Origin of the sequence: Actinomadura sp. NPDC049382 (assembly GCF_040677125.1) — a bacterium.
Lineage (GTDB): Bacteria > Actinomycetota > Actinomycetes > Streptosporangiales > Streptosporangiaceae > Spirillospora > Spirillospora geliboluensis.
On the sequence record NZ_JBFARO010000147.1, the window covers coordinates 1 to 19444 of the forward strand.

The 19444-nt window shown below is 73.4% G+C and carries 16 protein-coding genes; 12 read left to right on the forward strand and 4 right to left on the reverse strand.

Annotated features, from left to right (window positions below):
- A partial coding sequence (locus AB0K34_RS40915) for an AAA family ATPase (RefSeq protein WP_364554071.1) occupies positions 1-2513 on the reverse strand: 2513 nt, incomplete at its 3' end.
- 269 nt (positions 2514-2782) lie between these two features.
- Here AB0K34_RS40915 and AB0K34_RS40920 point away from each other — a divergent pair.
- Together AB0K34_RS40920 and AB0K34_RS40925 are read left to right on the forward strand one after the other, a co-directional pair.
- A complete protein-coding gene (locus AB0K34_RS40920) occupies positions 2783-4402 on the forward strand; it encodes an ABC-F family ATP-binding cassette domain-containing protein (RefSeq protein WP_364554072.1) in 1620 nt (539 codons plus the stop codon).
- Positions 4403-4472: 70 nt separating this feature from the next.
- A complete protein-coding gene (locus AB0K34_RS40925) occupies positions 4473-5207 on the forward strand; it encodes a hypothetical protein (RefSeq protein ID WP_138635388.1) in 735 nt (244 codons plus the stop codon).
- Between the two features lie 457 nt (positions 5208-5664).
- Here AB0K34_RS40925 and AB0K34_RS40930 read toward each other — a convergent pair whose 3' ends face one another.
- Genes AB0K34_RS40930 through AB0K34_RS40940 form a run of 3 tightly spaced genes read right to left on the reverse strand, consistent with a single transcriptional unit; the run spans position 5665 to position 7987 of the window.
- A complete protein-coding gene (locus AB0K34_RS40930) occupies positions 5665-6516 on the reverse strand; it encodes an ABC transporter permease (protein WP_301177534.1) in 852 nt (283 codons plus the stop codon).
- A complete protein-coding gene (locus AB0K34_RS40935; RefSeq protein WP_138639794.1) occupies positions 6513-7481 on the reverse strand; it encodes an ABC transporter ATP-binding protein in 969 nt (322 codons plus the stop codon). The genes AB0K34_RS40930 and AB0K34_RS40935 overlap by 4 nt, the downstream gene beginning before the upstream one ends.
- Entirely contained in the window at positions 7478-7987 is a 510-nt protein-coding gene (locus AB0K34_RS40940; RefSeq protein WP_364554074.1) for a MarR family transcriptional regulator, read from the reverse strand. Before AB0K34_RS40940 ends, AB0K34_RS40935 begins: the two co-directional genes overlap by 4 nt.
- A gap of 242 nt (positions 7988-8229) precedes the next feature.
- On the opposite strand from AB0K34_RS40940, the gene argC reads away from it, so the two are divergent.
- From argC to tyrS, 10 genes are all read left to right on the forward strand, one after another.
- Positions 8230-9258 carry an N-acetyl-gamma-glutamyl-phosphate reductase gene (gene argC, locus AB0K34_RS40945; RefSeq protein WP_364554076.1) on the forward strand — a complete coding sequence of 343 codons (1029 nt, stop codon included), beginning with the start codon at positions 8230-8232 and terminating at the stop codon, positions 9256-9258.
- On the forward strand, positions 9255-10412 hold the full coding sequence (gene argJ / locus AB0K34_RS40950; RefSeq protein WP_364554078.1) for a bifunctional glutamate N-acetyltransferase/amino-acid acetyltransferase ArgJ: 1158 nt from the start codon (positions 9255-9257) through the stop codon (positions 10410-10412). Before argC ends, argJ begins: the two co-directional genes overlap by 4 nt.
- A complete protein-coding gene (argB, locus tag AB0K34_RS40955; protein ID WP_364554080.1) occupies positions 10409-11347 on the forward strand; it encodes an acetylglutamate kinase in 939 nt (312 codons plus the stop codon). The genes argJ and argB overlap by 4 nt, the downstream gene beginning before the upstream one ends.
- Positions 11344-12537, forward strand: coding sequence for an acetylornithine transaminase (locus AB0K34_RS40960; protein WP_274704650.1), 1194 nt, complete (start codon positions 11344-11346; stop codon positions 12535-12537). The genes argB and AB0K34_RS40960 overlap by 4 nt, the downstream gene beginning before the upstream one ends.
- Positions 12538-12539: 2 nt before the next feature.
- Positions 12540-13457 carry an ornithine carbamoyltransferase gene (gene argF / locus AB0K34_RS40965; protein ID WP_301177536.1) on the forward strand — a complete coding sequence of 306 codons (918 nt, stop codon included), beginning with the start codon at positions 12540-12542 and terminating at the stop codon, positions 13455-13457.
- A gap of 8 nt (positions 13458-13465) precedes the next feature.
- A complete protein-coding gene (locus AB0K34_RS40970; protein ID WP_089327309.1) occupies positions 13466-13969 on the forward strand; it encodes an arginine repressor in 504 nt (167 codons plus the stop codon).
- Between the two features lie 64 nt (positions 13970-14033).
- Complete coding sequence (locus AB0K34_RS40975) at positions 14034-15236, forward strand: argininosuccinate synthase (protein WP_364554081.1); 1203 nt, start codon at positions 14034-14036, stop codon at positions 15234-15236.
- A 214-nt stretch (positions 15237-15450) separates the two neighbouring features.
- Positions 15451-16869, forward strand: coding sequence for an argininosuccinate lyase (argH, locus tag AB0K34_RS40980; protein ID WP_364554083.1), 1419 nt, complete (start codon positions 15451-15453; stop codon positions 16867-16869).
- A gap of 76 nt (positions 16870-16945) precedes the next feature.
- The gene (locus AB0K34_RS40985; protein WP_138639786.1) at positions 16946-17581 is read left to right on the forward strand and encodes a DNA-3-methyladenine glycosylase; all 636 of its coding nucleotides are present in this window, start codon (positions 16946-16948) and stop codon (positions 17579-17581) included.
- 124 nt (positions 17582-17705) lie between these two features.
- Positions 17706-18983: a tyrosine--tRNA ligase gene (gene tyrS, locus AB0K34_RS40990; protein ID WP_364554086.1), complete on the forward strand. Its 1278-nt coding sequence runs from the start codon at positions 17706-17708 to the stop codon at positions 18981-18983.
- The last annotated feature ends 461 nt before the right edge of the window (positions 18984-19444 follow it).

Below are 19444 nucleotides of genomic sequence, written 5' to 3' on the forward strand. Positions count from 1 at the left end.
GCGCGTTCGGAGACGCGGCGGGCCAGCGGCGCGGCGCCGAGCCGGTCGGCGATCGCGGCGGCGCGGTCGAGCCGGGCGGCGGCGCTCGCGCGGTACCCGGCGGCCAGGTCGGCGCAGGCGGCGTCGAAGAGCGACCGCGCCAGCGGGTACGGCTGCTCCAGCCGCTCCCAGGCGCCGATCGCGGTATCCCAGGCCGGCGGGCCGCCGGCCAGCGCGGTGACGGCCGCCCGGTGCGCCGCCGCCACCGGTGTCTCGGCGGGCAGCCGCGCGGCCAGCGCGGCGATCTCGGGGAGGCGCGGGCCGCCGGCGTGCGCGGCCGCCTCCAGCAGCGGCCACAGGTGGCAGGGCTGGACGGTGAGGCGCGGGTGGCGCAGGACGGCGTCCGCGGTCGCGCGGGCCGCCGGCCGGTCCTCCTCCGCCAGCCGCCACTCGATGACCATCTGGGCGAGCGGCAGCGCGGTCTGCGGGAACCCGGCGTCGAGCGGGGCGGCGAGCGCCTCGGGATCGGGGCGCGGGCCGTCGCCGCGCGCCGCCAGTAGGGCGATCCGCCAGATCATCAGCTGCCGGCGGAAGGCCGGCGCGTGGTGGCGGTCCAGCCGCCCCTGCAGCGTCCCGGCGGCCTCGTCCCAGCGGCCGAGCCGGTAGAGCGCCTCGATCTGGTTGACGGCGAGCGCGTCGCCCGCGCTGTGGGCGAGCCCCGCGTCCGCCGCGACGGCGAGCCCCTCGTCCGCGAGCGCGAGGGCCTCGCCGGTGCGGCCCCGGTTCAGGAGGCAGTGGACGAGCCTGTTCAGCGTCCGGATGAGCGCCCACGCGTCGAGGCCGCGGTGCCTGATCCGTTCGAGCGGCGCCAGGTCGCCCGCGCCGTCGCGCGCCACGGCGAAGGCCACCACGGACTCCAGCGAAGGGATCGCGGAGCTCAGGCCCAGCGCGCGCGCCAGCTCCAGCGCCTCCCGTCCGAGCCGTTCCCCCTCGGCGTGCTCCCCGTAGACGAGCAGGCGGGAGCTCAGGTGCGACAGGGCGCGGACGCGGTCCGGCGTCGCGGCGGCGGCGCGCCGCTCGGCCGCGCGCAGGTCGTCCAGTTCATCCTCCCGGCCCTGGAAGCCCCGCATGGTCGCCCTGAGCAGCAGCAGCCGCGCGGCCCGGTCGGGGTCGTCGTCCCCCGCGTCGGCCATGGCCCGCTGGACGAGCGGCAGGCCGCGTCCGGGGTCGCCGGCCGCTCCGGCGGCCTCCGCGGCCGCCTCCAGCACCCGCCCTCGGGTCAGGCCGGTCAGGGACGCGGCCTCCGGCACCCGGTCCCACAGGTCCAGGACGCGTTCCAGCAGGGTGAGCTGCTCGGCGTAGGCAGTGGCCGCCGCGCGCTCGGCGGCGGCCCGCCACGCGGCGGCGAGGGCCCGCGCGTGGTCGCCGCAGCCCTGCCAGTGCACGGCCAGGGCGCTCGCAGGGGCGTCGCTGAGCTCCGGGGACTCCTCGATGGTCTCGGCGTACCTGCGGTGGAGCCCGGCGCGCTCGCCGGGCAGCAGGTCCTCGTGGACGGCGTCGCGGATGAGGGCGTGGCGGAAGGCGTACCCGTCCCCGTCCGCGACCACCAGCCCGCGGTCGGCGGCGGGCCGCAGCGCCGCGCTCACCTCCGCGTCGGGCAGGCCCGTCACCGCGGCCAGCAGCGCGTGCCCGGCGCGCTCCCCGGCCGCGCTCGCGGCCCGCAGCACCGCGCGGGTCGCGTCCGGCAGCCGGTGGACGCGGCCGAGCAGCAGGTCGCGCAGCGAACCGGGGACCGCCTCGCCGGGGCTGCCGACGAGGGCCTCCACGAACAGGGGGTTGCCGCCGGCGCGGGCGTGCGCGTCCCGCGCCGCGGCCGGGTCGGCGGCGCCGAGGATGCCGCGCACCTGCTCGGCGACCTCGGACGGGGTGAGCGGCGGCAGGTCGACGCGCGCGACATGGGGGAGGCGGGCCAGTTCGGCGAACAGCGGCCGGGTGCCGGGCTCCTCGGGACGGAACGTGACGACCGGCAGCACCCGGCCCCGCGGCGGGTTGCGCAGCAGGAAGGACAGCAGGTCGCGGGTGGAGCCGTCGGCCCAGTGCGCGTCCTCGACCACCAGGACGAGCGGTTCCCGCTCGGCGAGCCGCTCCAGCAGGGTCAGCAGGTGCTCGAACAGCCGCAGTTGCCCGGTGCCGTCGTCCGGGGGCGGCGGCGCGGCGGTCAGGCCGGGCATCAGCCGGGCCAGTTCGGGCAGCGCCGCGCCCGGCAGCAGGGCGGCGACCGCCTCCCGGCCGACGCGCCGCAGGACGGCGCTGAACGGGGCGTACGGGAGGCTCGCCGCGCCGAGGTCGAGGCAGCCGCCGGTGAGCGTGCGCAGGCCGCGGGTGAACTCCGCGACGAGGCGGGTCTTGCCGGCGCCCGCCTCGCCGCCGACGAGCACGGCGGCGGGCTCGCCGGCGCACGCCTGCGCGTGCGCCCCGCGTAACGCGGCCAGTTCTGCGGTGCGCCCGGCGAACACGGCGCTGACGGTTCCCATCCGCCCTAGCATGCCGGGTCTTATTGCTACTTGTGTTGCGTTAAGGCATCGGGTATTCTCGACGCCGTCACATCGCCGCCCGGCAGGGGAGTCCATTGAGGATCTGAGGTCCGACACCGCGCGTATGGCCGTCACCGGCCCGCGCACGTGACCTCAGAGCGGACCCTCGTCCCGCCGGGCTTTTCTCATTCGCCCGCCGGCGCGTCGCGCGACCCGCGGTGTCTCCATGCAGCCCGAAACCGCTTCGAACCCCATGGAGACCGCCCTACATGTCTTTCGCCATCGTCTGCTCGGATCTGTCCTTCGCCTGGGCGGACGGCACCGTCGTCCTGGACGGCCTGGACGCCGCGTTCGGCACCGGCCGCACCGGGCTGATCGGCGTCAACGGCTCCGGCAAGTCCACCCTGCTGAAGATCATCGCCGGTGAGCTGCGGCCCGCGTCGGGCACCGTGGCCGTCGACGGGGAGATCGGCTACCTGCCGCAGAACCTCGTCCTGGACGGCGCGGCCACCGTCGCGGACCTGCTCGGCATCGGCGCCGCCCGCGCCGCGCTGCACGCGATCGAGCGCGGCGAGGCCACCGAGGAGAACTTCGCCGCCGTCGGGGACGACTGGGACGTCGAGGAGCGCGCCCGCGCCGAGCTCGACCGGCTCGGGCTCGACCGCCTCGACCTGGACCGCACCGTCCCGACCCTGTCCGGCGGCGAGGCCGTGATGGTCGGGCTCGCGGCGCAGTTCCTCGCCCGGCCCGACGTCCTGCTCCTCGACGAGCCCACCAACAACCTCGACCTGGACGCGCGGCGCCGCCTCTACGACGCCGTCGAGTCCTGGACGGGCGTGCTCCTGCTCGTCAGCCACGACCGGGAGCTGCTCGACCGCGTCGACGAGATCGCCGACCTGCGGGACGGCGCGATCCGCACGTTCGGCGGCAACCTGACCGGCTACGAGGAGCTGCTCGCCGTCGAGAAGGAGGCCGCCGAGCGCACCGTCCGGTCCGCCGAGACCGACCTGCGGCGGCAGAAGCGCGAACTGGAGGAGGCCCAGGTCAAACTCGCCCGGCGCAAGCGCTACGGCACCAAGATGTACGAGAACAAGCGCGAACCGAAGATCATCATGCAGGAGCGCAAGCGGCAGGCGCAGGTCGCGGCCGGCAAGCACCGCCTCATGCACGAGGAGCGGCTGGCCGGCGCCCGCAGCCGGCTCACCGAGGCGGAGGAGGCCGTCCGCGCGGACGCCGAGATCCGCGTCGAGCTGCCCGCGACCCGCGTCCCGGCCGGCCGCACGGTCGTCACCGCGACCGGGCTGGCCGCGCCCGAGCCGGAGACCGGCACGCTCACCGAGCTGATCGTCCGGGGCCCGGAGCGGATCGCGCTGACCGGCCCGAACGGCTCCGGCAAGACGACGTTCCTGCGGATGCTCACCGGTGAGCGCGTCCCCGCCGGGACGGAGGTCGCGATCGGCGTCGACGGCGTCCGCTACCTGCCGCAGCGGCTCGACGTCCTGGACGACGACCTGAGCGTGATCGACAACGTCCGAGCTCAGGCGCCCTCGGCCCGGGTGACCGACATCAGGGCCGGTCTCGCCCGCTTCCTGTTCCGCGGCGCGCGCGCAGAGCAGCGCGCGGGGACGCTGTCGGGCGGGGAGCGGTTCCGGGCCGTGCTGGCGTCGCTGCTGCTCGCCGAGCCCGCCCCGCAGCTGCTCCTGCTGGACGAGCCGACGAACAACCTCGACATGGCCAGCGCGGCGCAGCTCGCGCAGGCCCTCTCCGCCTACGAGGGGGCGCTGATCGTGGTCAGCCACGACCTGCCGTTCCTGCGCACCCTCGGCCTCACCCGCTGGCTGCGCATGGACCGCGCTTCCGGCCTCACCGAGACAGACCCGGAGGAGTAGCGAAAATGGTGTGATCTTGCGATATCGCCGCTGCTACGGTCGTGTCGCAGAACGAGGGGAAGTGAACGGGATGCCGACGAAGCTCAACCAGATCATCGCGGTCGAGAAGGGCGTGAAGAGCAAGTCCGCCCAGGACCTGGCGGCGGCGCACCAGGCGACGCAGAAGGCCCCGCTGCTGTCCGGCATCTCGCGGACCTACCAGCCGAAGGACGAGGACGGCGAGCAGCTGCCCGCCGAGTCCACCCGCGTCCAGGTCACGGTGGAGGGCGTGCTGCGCGACGTGACGCGCTCGCTCACGCGGCTGCTCGACGTCACCGCCACCAAGGACTGGGCGAACTGCCTCGCCCGCGCCGACGTGGCCGTGGACGGCACCACCCTGCTGCGCGACGTGCCGGTCACCTACCTGCTGTTCCTGGAGAAGCAGCTGACCGACCTGCACGCCTTCCTGCGCAAGCTGCCGATCCTGGACGCGGCCGAGACGTGGACCTTCGACCCGTCCACCGACGTGTGGCGGACCGAGCCGGTCCGCACGGTGAAGACCAAGAAGGTGCCGCGCAACCACGTCAAGGCGGAGGCGACCGAGAAGCACCCTGCGCAGGTCGAGGTCTACTACGAGGACATCGCCGTCGGCCACTGGACGACGGTGAAGTTCTCCGGCGCGCTGCCCGCCCGGCGGGTCAACGAGCTGCTCGACCGCGTCGAGCGGGTGCGGGACGCGGTGAAGTTCGCGCGGGAGGAGGCCAACGGCGCCGAGGTGACCGACCAGCGCGTCGGCGACGCGGTGTTCGGCTACATCTTCGGCTGACCCCCGGCCGCGGCGGTCCCGCCGCGGCCGGACGGCCCGCGACGACGCGGCACGACAACTCAACAGACTCCCCCCGCCGCGCGGGGGGTGCGCGAGGAGCGCAAGCTGAAGCTGAAGCCGAAGCTGATCAGGGTGAGCGTTCAGTGCGGGTTCGAATCCCGCCCCCGGCACCCGCGCCGGGGTGGCCCAACCGGTAGAGGCAGCCGCCCGCTCAACCTCAGATTCTCGCTCGAAGCTCAGCATCCGCCGCTCATCGCCGGTCCGCTCGGACGTGGACGGCGACTCCGGAAATGCCGGTTCGAATCCGGCTCGCTCCGCTCGTGGGGCGATGGCGTAACGGCAACGCGCTGGAGCGTTCAGAATGATCCGCGTCCACCTGGCGCCGGCGTGCGAATTGGGCGGCAACCGGAGGGGCCCGGGGGATGGCAAAACCCCCGGGCCCCGCTCGCGCCTCGGATCAGGTGAGCACGCGCTTGGTGAAGGTGCGCGTCGCGGCCCACGTCAGCAGGACCGTCCCGCCGACGATGGCCAGCAGGAACGCCCAGACCGGCATGTGCGGGATGTCCGGGGTGAGCGCGCTCCGCAGCCCCTCGCTGACGTAGACGAGGGGGTTGAACAGGCTGGCGATCTGCAGCCAGCGGATGTTGTCCAGCGCCGACCACGGGTAGTACACGCAGCCGAGCATCGTCATCGGCAGCAGCACCATCGCGAACAGGACCTGGACCTTCTGCGGGTTCATGATCGTGCCGAGCAGCAGGCCGCCCGCCGCCGACAGCAGCGACCCGGCCACCATCACCAGGATCAGCACCGGCCAGTTGCCCACGTGCACCGAGGGCGCCTCGCCCTCGGCGTGGATGAACAGCACCGCCGGGAAGACCAGCAGCCCGCCGATCAGCCCCTGCGCCGCCGCCGCGATGATCTTCTGCGCGGCCAGCAGCGGCACCGGCACCGGCGCCAGCGCCCGGTCGGTGATCGACTTCTGCCAGGTCAGCTCCATCATCAGCGGGAAGATCACCGCCATCATCGCCTGCATGATGATGGACGAGCCGACGAGGCCGGGCAGCAGGATGGTGGAGAACGACGGCCCGCCCGGCCCGCCCGCCATCGCGCCGCCGCCGAGCTTCGGCAGGACGTAGGCGAACACGAACACGAACATCACCGGCTGCACCAGCACCCGGACGAACGTCGACAGGAAGTTCTTGCGCATGACCCGCGCCTCGCGGGCCATCATCGCGGCGAACGTGCGCGGGACCGTCGCCCGCGCCGGCGGCGGCGGGGCGAGGACGGCGGGGGCCGTGGAGGCGGTCATTCGCGGTAGTCCCTTCCGGTGAGGGTGAGGAAGACGGTCTCCAGGCTGGGCCGGAGCTGGGTGGCGTCGGTGACGCCGACGCCGGCGGCGGAGCCGATCGTGACGAGCTCGCCGAGGATGCCGTCGGGGGCGGCGGCGAACACCCGGACCTGGCCGTCGGTGACCTCGACCTTGCTGATGCCCTCCCGGTCGGAGAGCTTCCTGATCTCCTCCGGGGCCGGGGCGTCGTAGCTGACGGTGATGACGGTGTCCGCGCCGGCGCTGGACTTCAGCTGGTCGACGGTGCCGCTGGCCAGGATCGTGCCGTGGTCGACGACCGCGACCCGGTCGCAGAGCGCCTCGGCCTCCTCCATGTAGTGGGTGGTGAGGACGATCGTCTGCCCGCCCGCCTGGAGGCCGCGCAGCACCTCCCACAGGTTGGTGCGGGTCTGCGGGTCGAGGCCAGCGGTCGGCTCGTCCAGGAACAGGACCTCGGGCCCGTGCATGAGGGCCCGGCAGATCATCACCCGCTTGGCCTGCCCGCCGGAGATCTCGAACGGGTTGCCGCCGCGCTGCTCGGTGAGCCCGAACAGCTCCAGCAGCTCGCCGGCGCGGCGGCGGGCGTCGCGGGCGCCGAGGCCGAAGTAGCGGCCGCGGAACTCCAGGTTCTCGGCGACGGTGAGGTCGCTGTCCAGCGTGTTGTTCTGGGACACCACGCCGATGCGCCGCTTGATCTCGACGGCGTCCTTCACCACGTCCAGGCCGGTCACCTGAGCGCTGCCGCCCGTCGGGACGACCAGCGTGGTGAGCATGCCGATGGTGGTGGACTTGCCTGCGCCGTTCGGGCCGAGCAGCCCGAAGAACTCGCCGCGCGGGACGTCCAGGTCGATGCCCCGCACCGCGGGCACCTCCGGGCGGGGCCCGGACGCGGGATAGGTCTTCCGCAGGCCGACCGTGCGGACGGCCGCTTCCGGGGATTCGGTCATGCGCCGTCTCCCTCCGCTTCCTCGTCGTCGTTGTCGTCGTTGGGGTAGTTCTCGAGCCGTTCGATCAGCCGGAGCAGGAACCGGCGGACGGCCTCCACGTCGTCCTCGCCGACGACGTCGTAGAGGCGGCCCAGGTCCCGCCCGATGGACTCGGACTTCTCGGCGAGCAGCTCACGGCCCGCGTCGGTGATGCGCAGCATGACCCCGCGCCGGTCGCGGAAGGAGGGCTCGCGCCGGACGTGCCCGTTCCGCTCCAGCGTGTCGACCACCGAGGTGACCGTGGCGGGGGTGACGTGCAGCCGCTTGGCGACCTCGCCGGGGCGCAGGCCGTCCTCGACGATCAGCAGGCGCAGCAGGAAGTACCCGGCGGGGCTGATGCCGTGCTTCTCGACGATCCGCCACACGACGGGGCCCGCCAGCCGCGAGGCCGCGGCGAAGAGCCGGCCGACCGGCCACTCCTCCATGGGGCCGTACAGCTTGAGGTCGTCGATCCCGAAGTTCCCCATGGCGGTTGATGTTAGGGGCCTGAATTTTAGATGGCAAACCTTTAGCCCCCTAAATACTCGCCGTTCGTCCGATCCCTGCCGTCAACATAGGTTGACATCGCCCACATGTCAACCTGCGTTGACGCGTGCGGGCCCGGGCCGTGTGGCGATCATCTCAGCAGGTGGGAAAACCGGACCCCGGCGTTGAATAGACATCCAGGGTCCTGCATACTCTTGCTTGTTGTCTTCGAGAGGGCAGGGAGATGGGAATCCGGACGGCGGTCGCCGGCGCCAGCGGTTACGCGGGCGGCGAGCTGCTGCGCATCCTGGCGGGACATCCAGAGTTCGAGATCGGCGCGCTGACGGCGGGCTCCAACGCGGGCACCGAGCTGGGCGCGCACCAGCCCCACCTGCGATCCCTGGCCGGGCGCGTCCTGGCCGAGACCACCCCCGAGACCCTGTCCGGCCACGACGTGGTGTTCCTGGCGCTGCCGCACGGCCAGTCCGGCCCGCTCGCCGCGCAGCTCGGCGAAGACGTGCTGGTCATCGACTGCGGAGCCGACCACCGGCTCGCCGACGCGGCCGCCTGGGAGGCGTACTACGGCACCCCCCACGCCGGCACCTGGCCCTACGGGCTGCCCGAGCTGCCCGGCCACCGGGAGGCGCTGCGCGGCGCCAAGCGGATCGCCGTCCCCGGCTGCTACCCGACCGCGGTGTCGCTCGCGCTGGCCCCGGCGTACGCCGCCGGGCTCGCCGAACCCGACGCCGTCGTCGTCGCCGCGTCCGGCACCTCCGGCGCGGGACGGGCCCTGAAGCCGCACCTGCTCGGCAGCGAGGTGATGGGCTCGATGTCCGCCTACGGCGTCGGCGGGACGCATAGGCATACGCCCGAGATGGTGCAGAACCTCAGCGCCGCCGCGGGGGAGCCGGTCACGGTCTCCTTCACCCCGACGCTCGCGCCGATGAGCCGCGGCATCCTCGCCACCTGCACGGCCAAGGCCCGTCCCGGTACGACCGCCGCGGCGCTGCGCGCCGCCTACACCGCGGCCTACGCCGGCGAGCCGTTCGCCGGCCTGCTCCCCGAGGGCCGGTGGCCCGCCACGTCCATGACGCTCGGCGCGAACACCGTCCTCCTCCAGACGGCCCTGGACGAGGCGGCCGGCCGCATCGTCGTGGTCGCCGCCGTCGACAACCTCGCCAAGGGCACCGCGGGCGGCGCCGTCCAGAGCGCCAACATCGCCCTCGGCCTCCCGGAAGAACTCGGGCTGACCACGATCGGAGTGTCCCCTTGAGCGTCACCGCCCCCCGGGGTTTCCGCGCCGCAGGCGTCGTCGCCGGACTCAAGCCCAGCGGCAACCGCGACCTGGCCCTCGTCGTCAACGACGGGCCGTCCCGCGCGGCGGCCGGCGTGTTCACCCGCAACCGCGTGAAGGCCGCGCCCGTGCTGTGGTCGGAGCAGGTCCTCACGGGCGGCCGCGTCCGCGCGGTCGTGCTCAACGCGGGCGGCGCCAACGCCTGCACCGGCGCCCCCGGCTTCCAGGACACCCACGCCACCGCCGAGAAGGCGGCCGAGCTGCTGGAGGACTCCGCCGGCGAGATCGCGGTCTGCTCCACCGGGCTGATCGGCGAGCGGCTCCCGATGGACCTGCTGCTGCCCGGCGTCGACAAGGCCGCCGCCGAGCTGTCGCGCGGCGACGGCGGGCTCGCCGCCGCCGACGCGATCCGCACCACCGACACCGTCGCCAAGATCTCCTTCCGGCAGGGCGCGGGCGGCTACATGATCGGCGCGATGGCCAAGGGCGCCGGCATGCTCGCGCCGTCCCTGGCCACCATGCTCTGCGTCATCACCACCGACGCCGACCTGCCCGCCGCCGCGCTCGACCGGGCGCTGCGCGCGGCGACCGGCGCCACCCTCGACCGGCTCGACTCCGACGGCTGCATGTCCACCAACGACACCGTCCTGCTGCTGGCGTCCGGCGCCGCCGAGACGGTCCCGGACGAGGAGGAGTTCACCGCGCTGCTCACCGAGGTGTGCGCCGACCTGACCCGGCAGCTGCTGGTGGACGCCGAGGGCGCGTCCAAGGCCATCGCGATCGAGGTCGTCGGCGCCGCCTCCGAGGACGACGCGGTCACCGTCGGGCGCTCCATCGCCCGCAACAACCTGCTCAAGTGCGCGATCCACGGCGAGGACCCGAACTGGGGCCGGGTGCTGTCGGCGGTCGGCACCACCGACGCGGTGTTCGAGCCCGACCACCTCAACGTCGCGATCAACGGGGTGTGGGTGTGCCGCAACGGCGCGTCCGGCGACGACCGCGACAAGGTCGACCTGCGGCCCCGCGACGTGACGATCACCGTCGACCTCGCGGCGGGCCCGCACAGCGCCACCGTCTGGACGACCGACCTCACGGCCGACTACGTCCACGAGAACTCGGCGTACTCGACATGAGCGCGGTGACCAGCGGCGCGGAGATCCGCGGCAACCGGGCCGGCGTGCTGTCGAAGGCGGAGACGCTGATCAAGGCGCTGCCGTGGCTGGAGCGGTTCCACGGCAAGACCGTCGTGATCAAGTACGGCGGGCACGCGATGACCGACGAGGAACTGCGGCACTCGTTCGCCGAGGACATCGTGTTCCTGCGCTACGCCGGGCTGAAGCCGGTGATCGTGCACGGCGGCGGCCCGCAGATCAACGCGGCGCTCGCCCGCAACGGCATCGACTCGACCTTCACCGCCGGGCTCCGGGTCACCACGCCGGAGGCCATGGAGGTCGTCCGGATGGTGCTGACCGGGCAGGTGCAGCGCGACGTCGTCGGGCTCATCAACCGGCACGGCCCGTTCGCGCTCGGCATGTCCGGCGAGGACGCGAACCTGCTCACCGCCGAACGCAAGCACGCGGTCGTCGACGGCGAGCGCGTCGACATCGGCCAGGTCGGCGAGATCGTCGAGGTGCAGGTCGGCGCCGTCCGGGCGCTGCTGGACGACGGCCGCGTCCCGGTCGTGTCCAGCATCGCGCGCGGCGACGACGGCGAGGTCTACAACGTCAACGCCGACACCGCCGCCGCGGCGCTGGCCGTCGCGCTGGACGCGGCGAAGCTGGTCGTCCTCACCGACGTCGACGGCCTGTACGCCGACTGGCCCGACAGCGACGACGTGATCGACAGCCTCACCACCGACGAGCTGGCCGCGCTGCTGCCGGGCCTGTCGGCCGGGATGGTCCCGAAGATGGAGGCCTGCCTGACCGCCGTCCGCGGCGGCGTCCCGCAGGCCCACGTGCTGGACGGCCGCGTCCCGCACTCGCTGCTGCTGGAGATCTTCACCGACGAAGGGATCGGAACGATGGTGCTGCCCAGCCTCCCGGGCGCCCCGCAGGAGGTGGCGCCGTGAGCGGCCTCGGCGAGCGGTTCGAGACCGCGTTCATGCCGAACTACGGCGTGCCGCCGGTGGCGCTGGCGCGCGGCGAGGGCTGCCGGGTCTGGGACACCGCCGGCCGCGAGTACCTCGACCTGATCGCCGGGATCGCGGTCACCTCGCTCGGCCACGGGCACCCGGCCCTCGTCGAGGCCGTGTCGTCGCAGGTCGCGACGCTCGCGCACACGTCCAACCTCTTCCTGAACGAGCCGGAGGTGCTGCTCGCCGAGCGGCTGCGCGGCCTGCTCGGCGGCGACGGGAGGGTGTTCCTCGCCAACAGCGGCACCGAGGCCAACGAGTGCGCGCTGAAGCTCGCGATCAAGTACGGCAGGGCGAACGGCCGGTCGTACTTCGTCGCGACGGAGAACGGGTTCCACGGCCGGACCATGGGCGCGCTGTCGCTGACCGGCAAGGCGTCGATCCGGGAGCCGTTCGGGCCGTTCGCCCTCGACGTCCGGTTCGTCCCCTACGGTGACGCGGACGCGCTGAAGGCCGCCGTCGGCGCGGACTGCGCCGCCGTGTTCCTGGAGCCCGCGCAGGGCGAGGGCGGGGTCGTCCCGCCGCCGGAGGGCTACCTCACGGCCGCCCGCCAGATCTGCGACGCCGCCGGCGCGCTGCTCGTCGGCGACGAGATCCAGTCGGCGATCGGCCGCACCGGCACCTGGTTCGCGTTCGAGCACGAGGGCGCCAGGCCCGACGTCCTCACCCTCGCCAAGGGGCTCGGCGGGGGCCTGCCCATCGGGGCGTGCGTCGCGTTCGGCCCGCACGGCGACCTGTTCGCCAAGGGCGACCACGGCAGCACCTTCGGCGGGAACCCGGTCGCCGCCGCCGCGGCCCTCGCCGTCCTCGGCACCATCGAGAAGGACGGCCTGCTCGCCAACGCCGTCGCCGTCGGGGACGTCCTCGCCGCCGGGCTCGGCGCCATCCGGCACCCGCTGCTCGCGGGCGTGCGGGGCCGCGGGCTGTGGCGCGCCGCCGTCCTCACCGGGCCGCACGCGCCCGCCGTGGAGGCCGCCGCCCGCGACGCCGGCTTCCTGGTCAACGCGGTGCAGCCGGACGCGCTGCGGATCGCGCCGCCGCTCGTCCTCACCGCCGCGCAGGCGCGGTCGTTCACCGACGCGTTCCCCGCGATCCTCGACGCCGTCTCCCAGAGCCGGGAGGGATGAGCATGACCAGGCACTTCCTCCGCGACGACGACCTGACCCCCGCCGAGCAGGCCGAGGTCCTCGACCTCGCCGCGAAGGTGAAGAAGGACCGGTTCGCCCACCGGCCGCTGGAGGGCCCGCAGTCGGTCGCCGTCCTGTTCGACAAGCCCTCCACCCGGACCCGGCTGTCGTTCACCGTCGGCATCGCCGAGCTGGGCGGCAACCCCCTCGTCATGGACGCCGGAACGAGCCAGCTCGGCCGCGGCGAGACGATCGCCGACACCGCCCGCGTCCTGGAGCGGCAGGTCAGCGCCATCGTGTGGCGGACGGGCGGGCAGGAGCGCATCGACGAGATGGCCGCCGGCACCACCGTCCCGGTCGTCAACGCCCTCACCGACGAGTTCCACCCCTGCCAGATCCTCGCCGACCTGCAGACCGTCCGGGAGGCCAAGGGCGACCTCGCCGGCGCCGTCCTCGCCTACTTCGGCGACGGCGCCAACAACATGGCGCACTCCTACCTGCTCGGCTGCGCCACCGCCGGGATGCACGTCCGCGTCGGCGCGCCCGCGTCGCTGCCGCCGGATCCCGCCGTCGTCGCCCGCGCCACCGAGATCGCCGCCGCCACCGGCGGTTCCGTGACCGTCACCGACGACGCCGCGCAGGCCGCCGCAGGGGCCGATGTCCTCGCCACCGACACCTGGGTCTCGATGGGCCAGGCCGGCAAGGACACCTCGCTCTACGAGCCGTACGCCGTCACCGAGGAGCTGCTCGCCCTCGCCGACCCGGCCGCGGTCGTCCTGCACTGCCTGCCCGCCTACCGCGGGAAGGAGATCGCCGCGTCCGTCCTCGACGGCCCCCAGAGCCGCATCTGGGACGAGGCGGAGAACCGGCTGCACGCCCAGAAGGCCCTGCTCGTCTGGCTGCTGGAGCGCTCCCGGTGACCACCCCCATGACCAAGGCCGCCCGGCACGCCCGGGTGATCGAGCTGCTGACCCGGCACCCCGTCCACTCGCAGGGGGAGCTCGCCAAGCTCCTCGGCGACGAGGGCGTCGAGGTCACCCAGGCCACGCTGTCGCGCGACCTGGTCGAGATCGGCGCGGTGAAGCTGCGCGCCGACGACGGCAGCCTGATCTACGCCGTCCCCGGAGAGGGCGGCGAGCGGATCCGGCGGGCCCGCACCGGGGCCGCCGAGACCTTCACCGGACGGCTCTCCCGGCTCGCCGCGGAGCTGCTCGTCTCGGCCGAGGCGTCGGCCAACCTGGTCATGGTGCGGACCCCGCCCGGGGCCGCGCAGTACCTGGCCTCGGCGATCGACCACGCCGAATGGCCGACGATCCTCGGGACCGTCGCGGGCGACGACTCGATCCTCGTCATCGCCCGCGACCCGACCGGCGGGGAGGACGTCGCGCAGGCGCTCCTCAGGCTGACCGGCGGGCGCGAACGACGAAGCTAGGGGCCGCGCGCGGCCCCGCACCCCAGCCTTTCGAATCCGAACACTTCGCACAGGAGACAGTGACATGAGCGAGCGCGTCGTACTCGCATACTCCGGGGGCCTGGACACCTCCGTCGCCATCCCGTACCTCGCCGAGCAGACCGGCGGCGAGGTCATCGCCGTCGCCGTCGACGTCGGCCAGGGCGGCGAGGACCTCGACACCATCCGCAAGCGGGCCCTCGCCTGCGGCGCCGCCGAGGCCGTCGTCGTGGACGCCAGGGAGGAGTTCGCCGCGGACTTCTGCGTCCCCGCCATGCAGGCCAACGCCCTCTACATGGACCGCTACCCGCTGGTGTCGGCGCTGTCCCGGCCGCTGATCGTCAAGCACCTGGTGGCGGCCGCGAAGGAGTTCGGCGGCACCACCGTCTCGCACGGCTGCACCGGCAAGGGCAACGACCAGGTGCGCTTCGAGGCGGGGCTGTCCGCCCTCGCGCCCGAGCTGAAGGTCATCGCGCCCGCCCGCGACTTCGCCTGGACGCGGGACAAGGCCATCGCGTTCGCCGAAGACAAAGGCCTCCCGATCGACGTGTCGGCCAAGTCGCCGTACTCCATCGACCAGAACCTGTGGGGCCGCGCCGTCGAGACCGGCTTCCTGGAGGACATCTGGAACGGGCCCATCGAGGACGTCTACGAGTACACCGCCGACCCGGCCGAGCCGCGCGAGGCCGACGAGGTCGTCATCACGTTCGCGGCCGGCGTGCCGGTCGCACTGGACGGCCGCCCGCTCACCCCGTTCCAGGTCGTCGCCGAGCTGAACCGGCGCGCGGGCGCGCAGGGCGTCGGCCGCATCGACATGGTCGAGGACCGGCTCGTCGGCATCAAGAGCCGCGAGGTCTACGAGGCCCCGGCCGCGATCGCGCTGATGGCCGCGCACATGGAGCTGGAGAACGTCACCGTCGAGCGCGACCTCGCCCGCTTCAAGCGGTCCGTCGACCAGCGCTGGGGCGAGCTGGTCTACGACGGCCTGTGGTTCTCACCGCTGAAGGAGTCCCTGGACGCCTTCATCGCCGACGCGCAGCGGCACGTGTCCGGCGAGGTCCGGATGACCTTGCACGGCGGGCGCGCCGTCGTCACCGGCCGGCGCAGCGCCGCGTCGCTCTACAGCTACGACCTCGCCACCTACGACACCGGCGACGCCTTCGACCAGAGCCTCGCCAAGGGCTTCGTCGAGCTGTGGAGCCTGCCCAGCAAGATCGCCGCCAAGCGCGACCGCGACCTGGACGTCTGACCGGACGCGCCGGGGGGCGGTCCTCCGAGCGAACCCCGCCGCTCGACCGGCGGCGGCGGGGGGCCGGAGGACGGGCCACCGGCGACGGTGGTTTCGCCGTACCCTGTGGCGGACGCGCCACCGCGCGCGGAGACGCTCTGAACGGGCGTCCCCGCGCGCCGGGGAGCGGCGCGCACAAGACAAACGATCAGCGGTGGGAAGAAGAGGAAATTTCGTGACGAAGGCACCGACGCGGCTGTGGGGCGGCCGGTTCGAAGGCGGCCCGTCGGACGCGCTCGCGCGGCTCTCGGTGAGCGTCCAGTTCGACTGGCGGCTCGCCCCCTACGACCTGATGGGCTCGCGCGCGCACGCCCGCGTCCTCAACCGGGCCGGGCTGCTCACCGACGACGAGCTGGAACGCATGATCGGTGCCCTGGACGACCTCGAAGAGGCGTGCCGGTCCGGCGAGTTCCGGCCCACGGTCGCCGACGAGGACGTCCACACCGCCCTGGAGCGCGGCCTGCTGGAGCGCCTCGGCGCCCTCGGCGGCAAGCTCCGCGCGGGCCGCAGCCGCAACGACCAGGTCGCCACCGACCTGCGCCTCTACCTGCGCGACCACGCCCGGCAGATCGTCTCCCGGCTCGTCGAGCTGGAGACCGCGCTGATCGCGCAGGCCGAGCACAACCTCGGCGTCGCCGCGCCCGGCATGACGCACCTGCAGCACGCCCAGCCCGTACTGTTCTCCCACCAGCTCCTCGCGCACGTCCAGCCGCTCACCCGCGACATCGACCGGCTCCGCGACTGGGACAGGCGCGCCGCGGTGTCCCCGCTCGGCTCCGGCGCGCTCGCCGGCTCGTCGCTGCCGCTGGACCCGCAGGCCACCGCCGCCGAACTCGGCTTCGACGCCGCCGCGCCGAACTCCATGGACGCCGTCGCCGACCGCGACTTCGTCGCCGAGTTCCTGTTCGCCGCCGCGCTGATCGGCGTGCACCTGTCGCGCCTCGGCGAGGAGATCTGCCTCTGGGCGTCGCAGGAGTTCCGCTGGATCGAGATGGACGACACCTACGCCACCGGGTCGTCGATCATGCCGCAGAAGAAGAACCCCGACGTCGCCGAGCTGGCGCGCGGCAAGGCCGGCCGGCTCATCGGCCACCTCGTCGGCCTACTCACCACCCTCAAGGGCCTGCCCCTCACCTACAACCGCGACCTCCAGGAGGACAAGGAGGGCGCGTTCGACGCCGTCGAGACGCTGCTGCTCGTCCTGCCCGCCATGTCCGGGCTCATCGCCACGATGCGGGTCAACACCGAGCGCCTGGAGGCCCTCGCCCCGGACGGCTTCGCCCTCGCCACCGACCTCGCCGAGCTGCTCGTCCGGCGCGGCACCGCGTTCCGCGACGCGCACGAGGTCGTCGGCCACCTCGTCGTCTGGTGCCAGGTCAACGACAAGGACTTCGACGACCTCACCGACGAGGAGCTCGCCAAGGTGTCGCCGCACCTGACGCCCGACGTCCGCGAGGTGCTGAACGTCCAGGGCGCCCTGGCGTCCCGCAAGGCGTACGGCGGGACGGCGCCTGACCGCGTCCGCGAGCAGATCGACGCGCTCCGCGCGCTGGTCAACGGGCACGCCGCGTGGGCGTCCGACGCCGAGGACTGACGGCGCGTCCGGGGCGGTGCGGGGCGCGGCATAGGCTGATCGGCGGAGAACCGACCCCCTAGACCACGGTGAGGCGATGGACGGAGCGCTGCTGCCACGGGATTTCTTCGATCGCCCGGTAGAGGAGGTCGCGCCGTCGCTGCTCGGCCACGTGATCGCCCACCGCACCCCCGAGGGGGAGGTGGCCGCCCGGCTCACCGAGGTGGAGGCGTACGCGGGGCCGCTCGACCCCGCGTCCCACGCCTACCGGGGGCGGACCCGGCGCAACGAGGTCATGTTCGGGCCGCCCGGGCACGTCTACGTGTACTTCACCTACGGCATGCACTTCTGCATGAACCTGGTCTGCGGGCCGGACGGGACGTCCATGGCGGTGCTGCTGCGCGCGGGCGAGATCATCGCGGGGGAGGAGCTCGCCCGGGCGCGCCGGCCGCGCTCCACCGTCCGGGACCTGGCCCGCGGCCCGGCGCGGCTCTGCCAGGCCCTCGGCATCGCCCGCGAGCAGAACGGCTTGGACGTGTGCACGCCCGGCGGGGAGATGACCGTCCTCGCGGGCTCGCCCGCGGACCCCGCGCTGATCCGCAGCGGCCCTCGGACCGGTGTTAACGGCGCCAAGGAGGTGCCGTGGCGGTTCTGGATCGACGGCGACCCGTCGGTGTCCCCGTACCGCCCGCACGTCGCCCGGCAGCGCCGGAAGGTCCCCGCCGACGGCTGACCCGCCGGCCTCTTCGTTCCCGCGCACCGCACCGCCCCCGGCCGTTGAATATCGTTGGCGTGACACAGGCCCGCCGGTACAGGCTGGTGGGCGTACGGAAAGCAAGCCGGAGACGAGGGAGACCGTGACCGACATCCTGGATGATCTCGCGTGGCGCGGCCTGATCGCGCAGTCCACCGACCTGGACGAACTGCGGGCGCTGCTCGCCGCGGGACCGGTCACGCTCTATTGCGGCTTCGACCCGACGGCGCCGTCGCTGCACCTCGGCAACCTGATCCAGATCCTCACGCTGCGGCGCTTCCAGAAGGCCGGCCACCGGCCCATCGGCCTCGTCGGCGGCGCCACCGGGCTGATCGGCGACCCGAGCGGCAAGAGCGCCGAGCGCGTGCTGAACTCGGAGGAGACCGTCGCCGCCTGGGTCGAGCGGGTCCGCGGCCAGGTGTCGAAGTTCCTCGACTTCCACGAGGGGCCGACCGGCGCCACCATGGTCAGCAACCTCGACTGGACGGGCCCGATGTCGGCCATCGAGTTCCTGCGCGACATCGGCAAGCACTTCCCGGTGAACCGGATGCTCGCCCGCGAGACGGTCAAGGCCCGCCTCGACTCGACCGGCATGAGCTACACCGAGTTCAGCTACGTGCTGCTCCAGTCGATGGACTTCCTGGAGCTGTACCGGCGGCACGGCTGCCGGCTGCAGACGGGCGGCAGCGACCAGTGGGGCAACCTGACCGCGGGCGTCGACCTCATCCGCCGCGTCGAGGGCGGCAGCGCGCACGCGCTGACCACGCCGCTGCTCACCAAGGCGGACGGGTCGAAGTTCGGCAAGACCGCCGGCGGTGAGACCTACTGGCTCGACGCCGAGCTGACCTCGCCGTACGCGTTCTACCAGTTCTGGATCAACGCCGACGACCGGGACGTGGAGAAGTTCCTGAAGTTCTTCAGCTTCCGTCCCCGCGAGGAGATCGAGGAGCTGGTGAAGCAGGGCGCCGACCGCCCCGCCGCCCGCGCCCCGCAGCGGGCGCTCGCCGAGGAGATGACCACGCTCGTCCACGGCGCGGACGAGACCGCCCGCGTCATCGCCGCCTCCCGCGCCCTGTTCGGCCAGGGCCCCCTGGAGGAGCTGGACGAGCGGACGCTGAAGGCCGCGCTCGCGGAGGTGCCGCGGGCCGAGGTGCCGTCCGGTGACCTGCCGAGCGTGGTGGACCTCCTCGCGGAGTCCGGCCTGTGCAAGAGCAAGTCCGAGGCGCGCCGCGCGATCGCCCAGGGCGGCGCGTACCTCAACAACGCCAAGGTCGAGTCGGAGGACGCCGTGCCGGCGCCGTCCGACCTGCTCCACGGCCGGTTCCTCGTCCTGCGGCGCGGCAAGCGGAACGTGGGAGGCGTGGAGGTGACGACGGCCTGAGCCGTCGGGAACCGTCCCGCGAACGCCCGTCCGGTCCTGACCGGGCGGGCGTTCGCCATGAACGGGCCAAACTTCGGTAGATACACGTCACAGTGCGGTTACGAGCGGCCGTACGGGGCATCAACCAAGGCCGGAAAACTACATCTGACCTGGGGTTACACGGCCCTGGAGGTCGATTTGACGCCCCTGGCGGGTGGATCTAATGTTCTACTCGCCCCAAGGGGGAGCGGGACGCCGGACAGGCGGCCGGCCCCGAAGGGGATCCTCTGCAGACCGACACGGTGGAGACACGTCTCCGTCGATTGGGACGTACGAGGGCGATCCGCCCCGAAGTTGGACGAACGGGACGGATCGGGTAGGCTAGAGGGGTTGCCCCGGAGCCGGGGTCCGCGAGAGCGGGGTTCGGCGCGGTGGGTGTCCGTTTCTTGAGAACTCAACAGCGTGTTAAAAGCCAGTGCCTT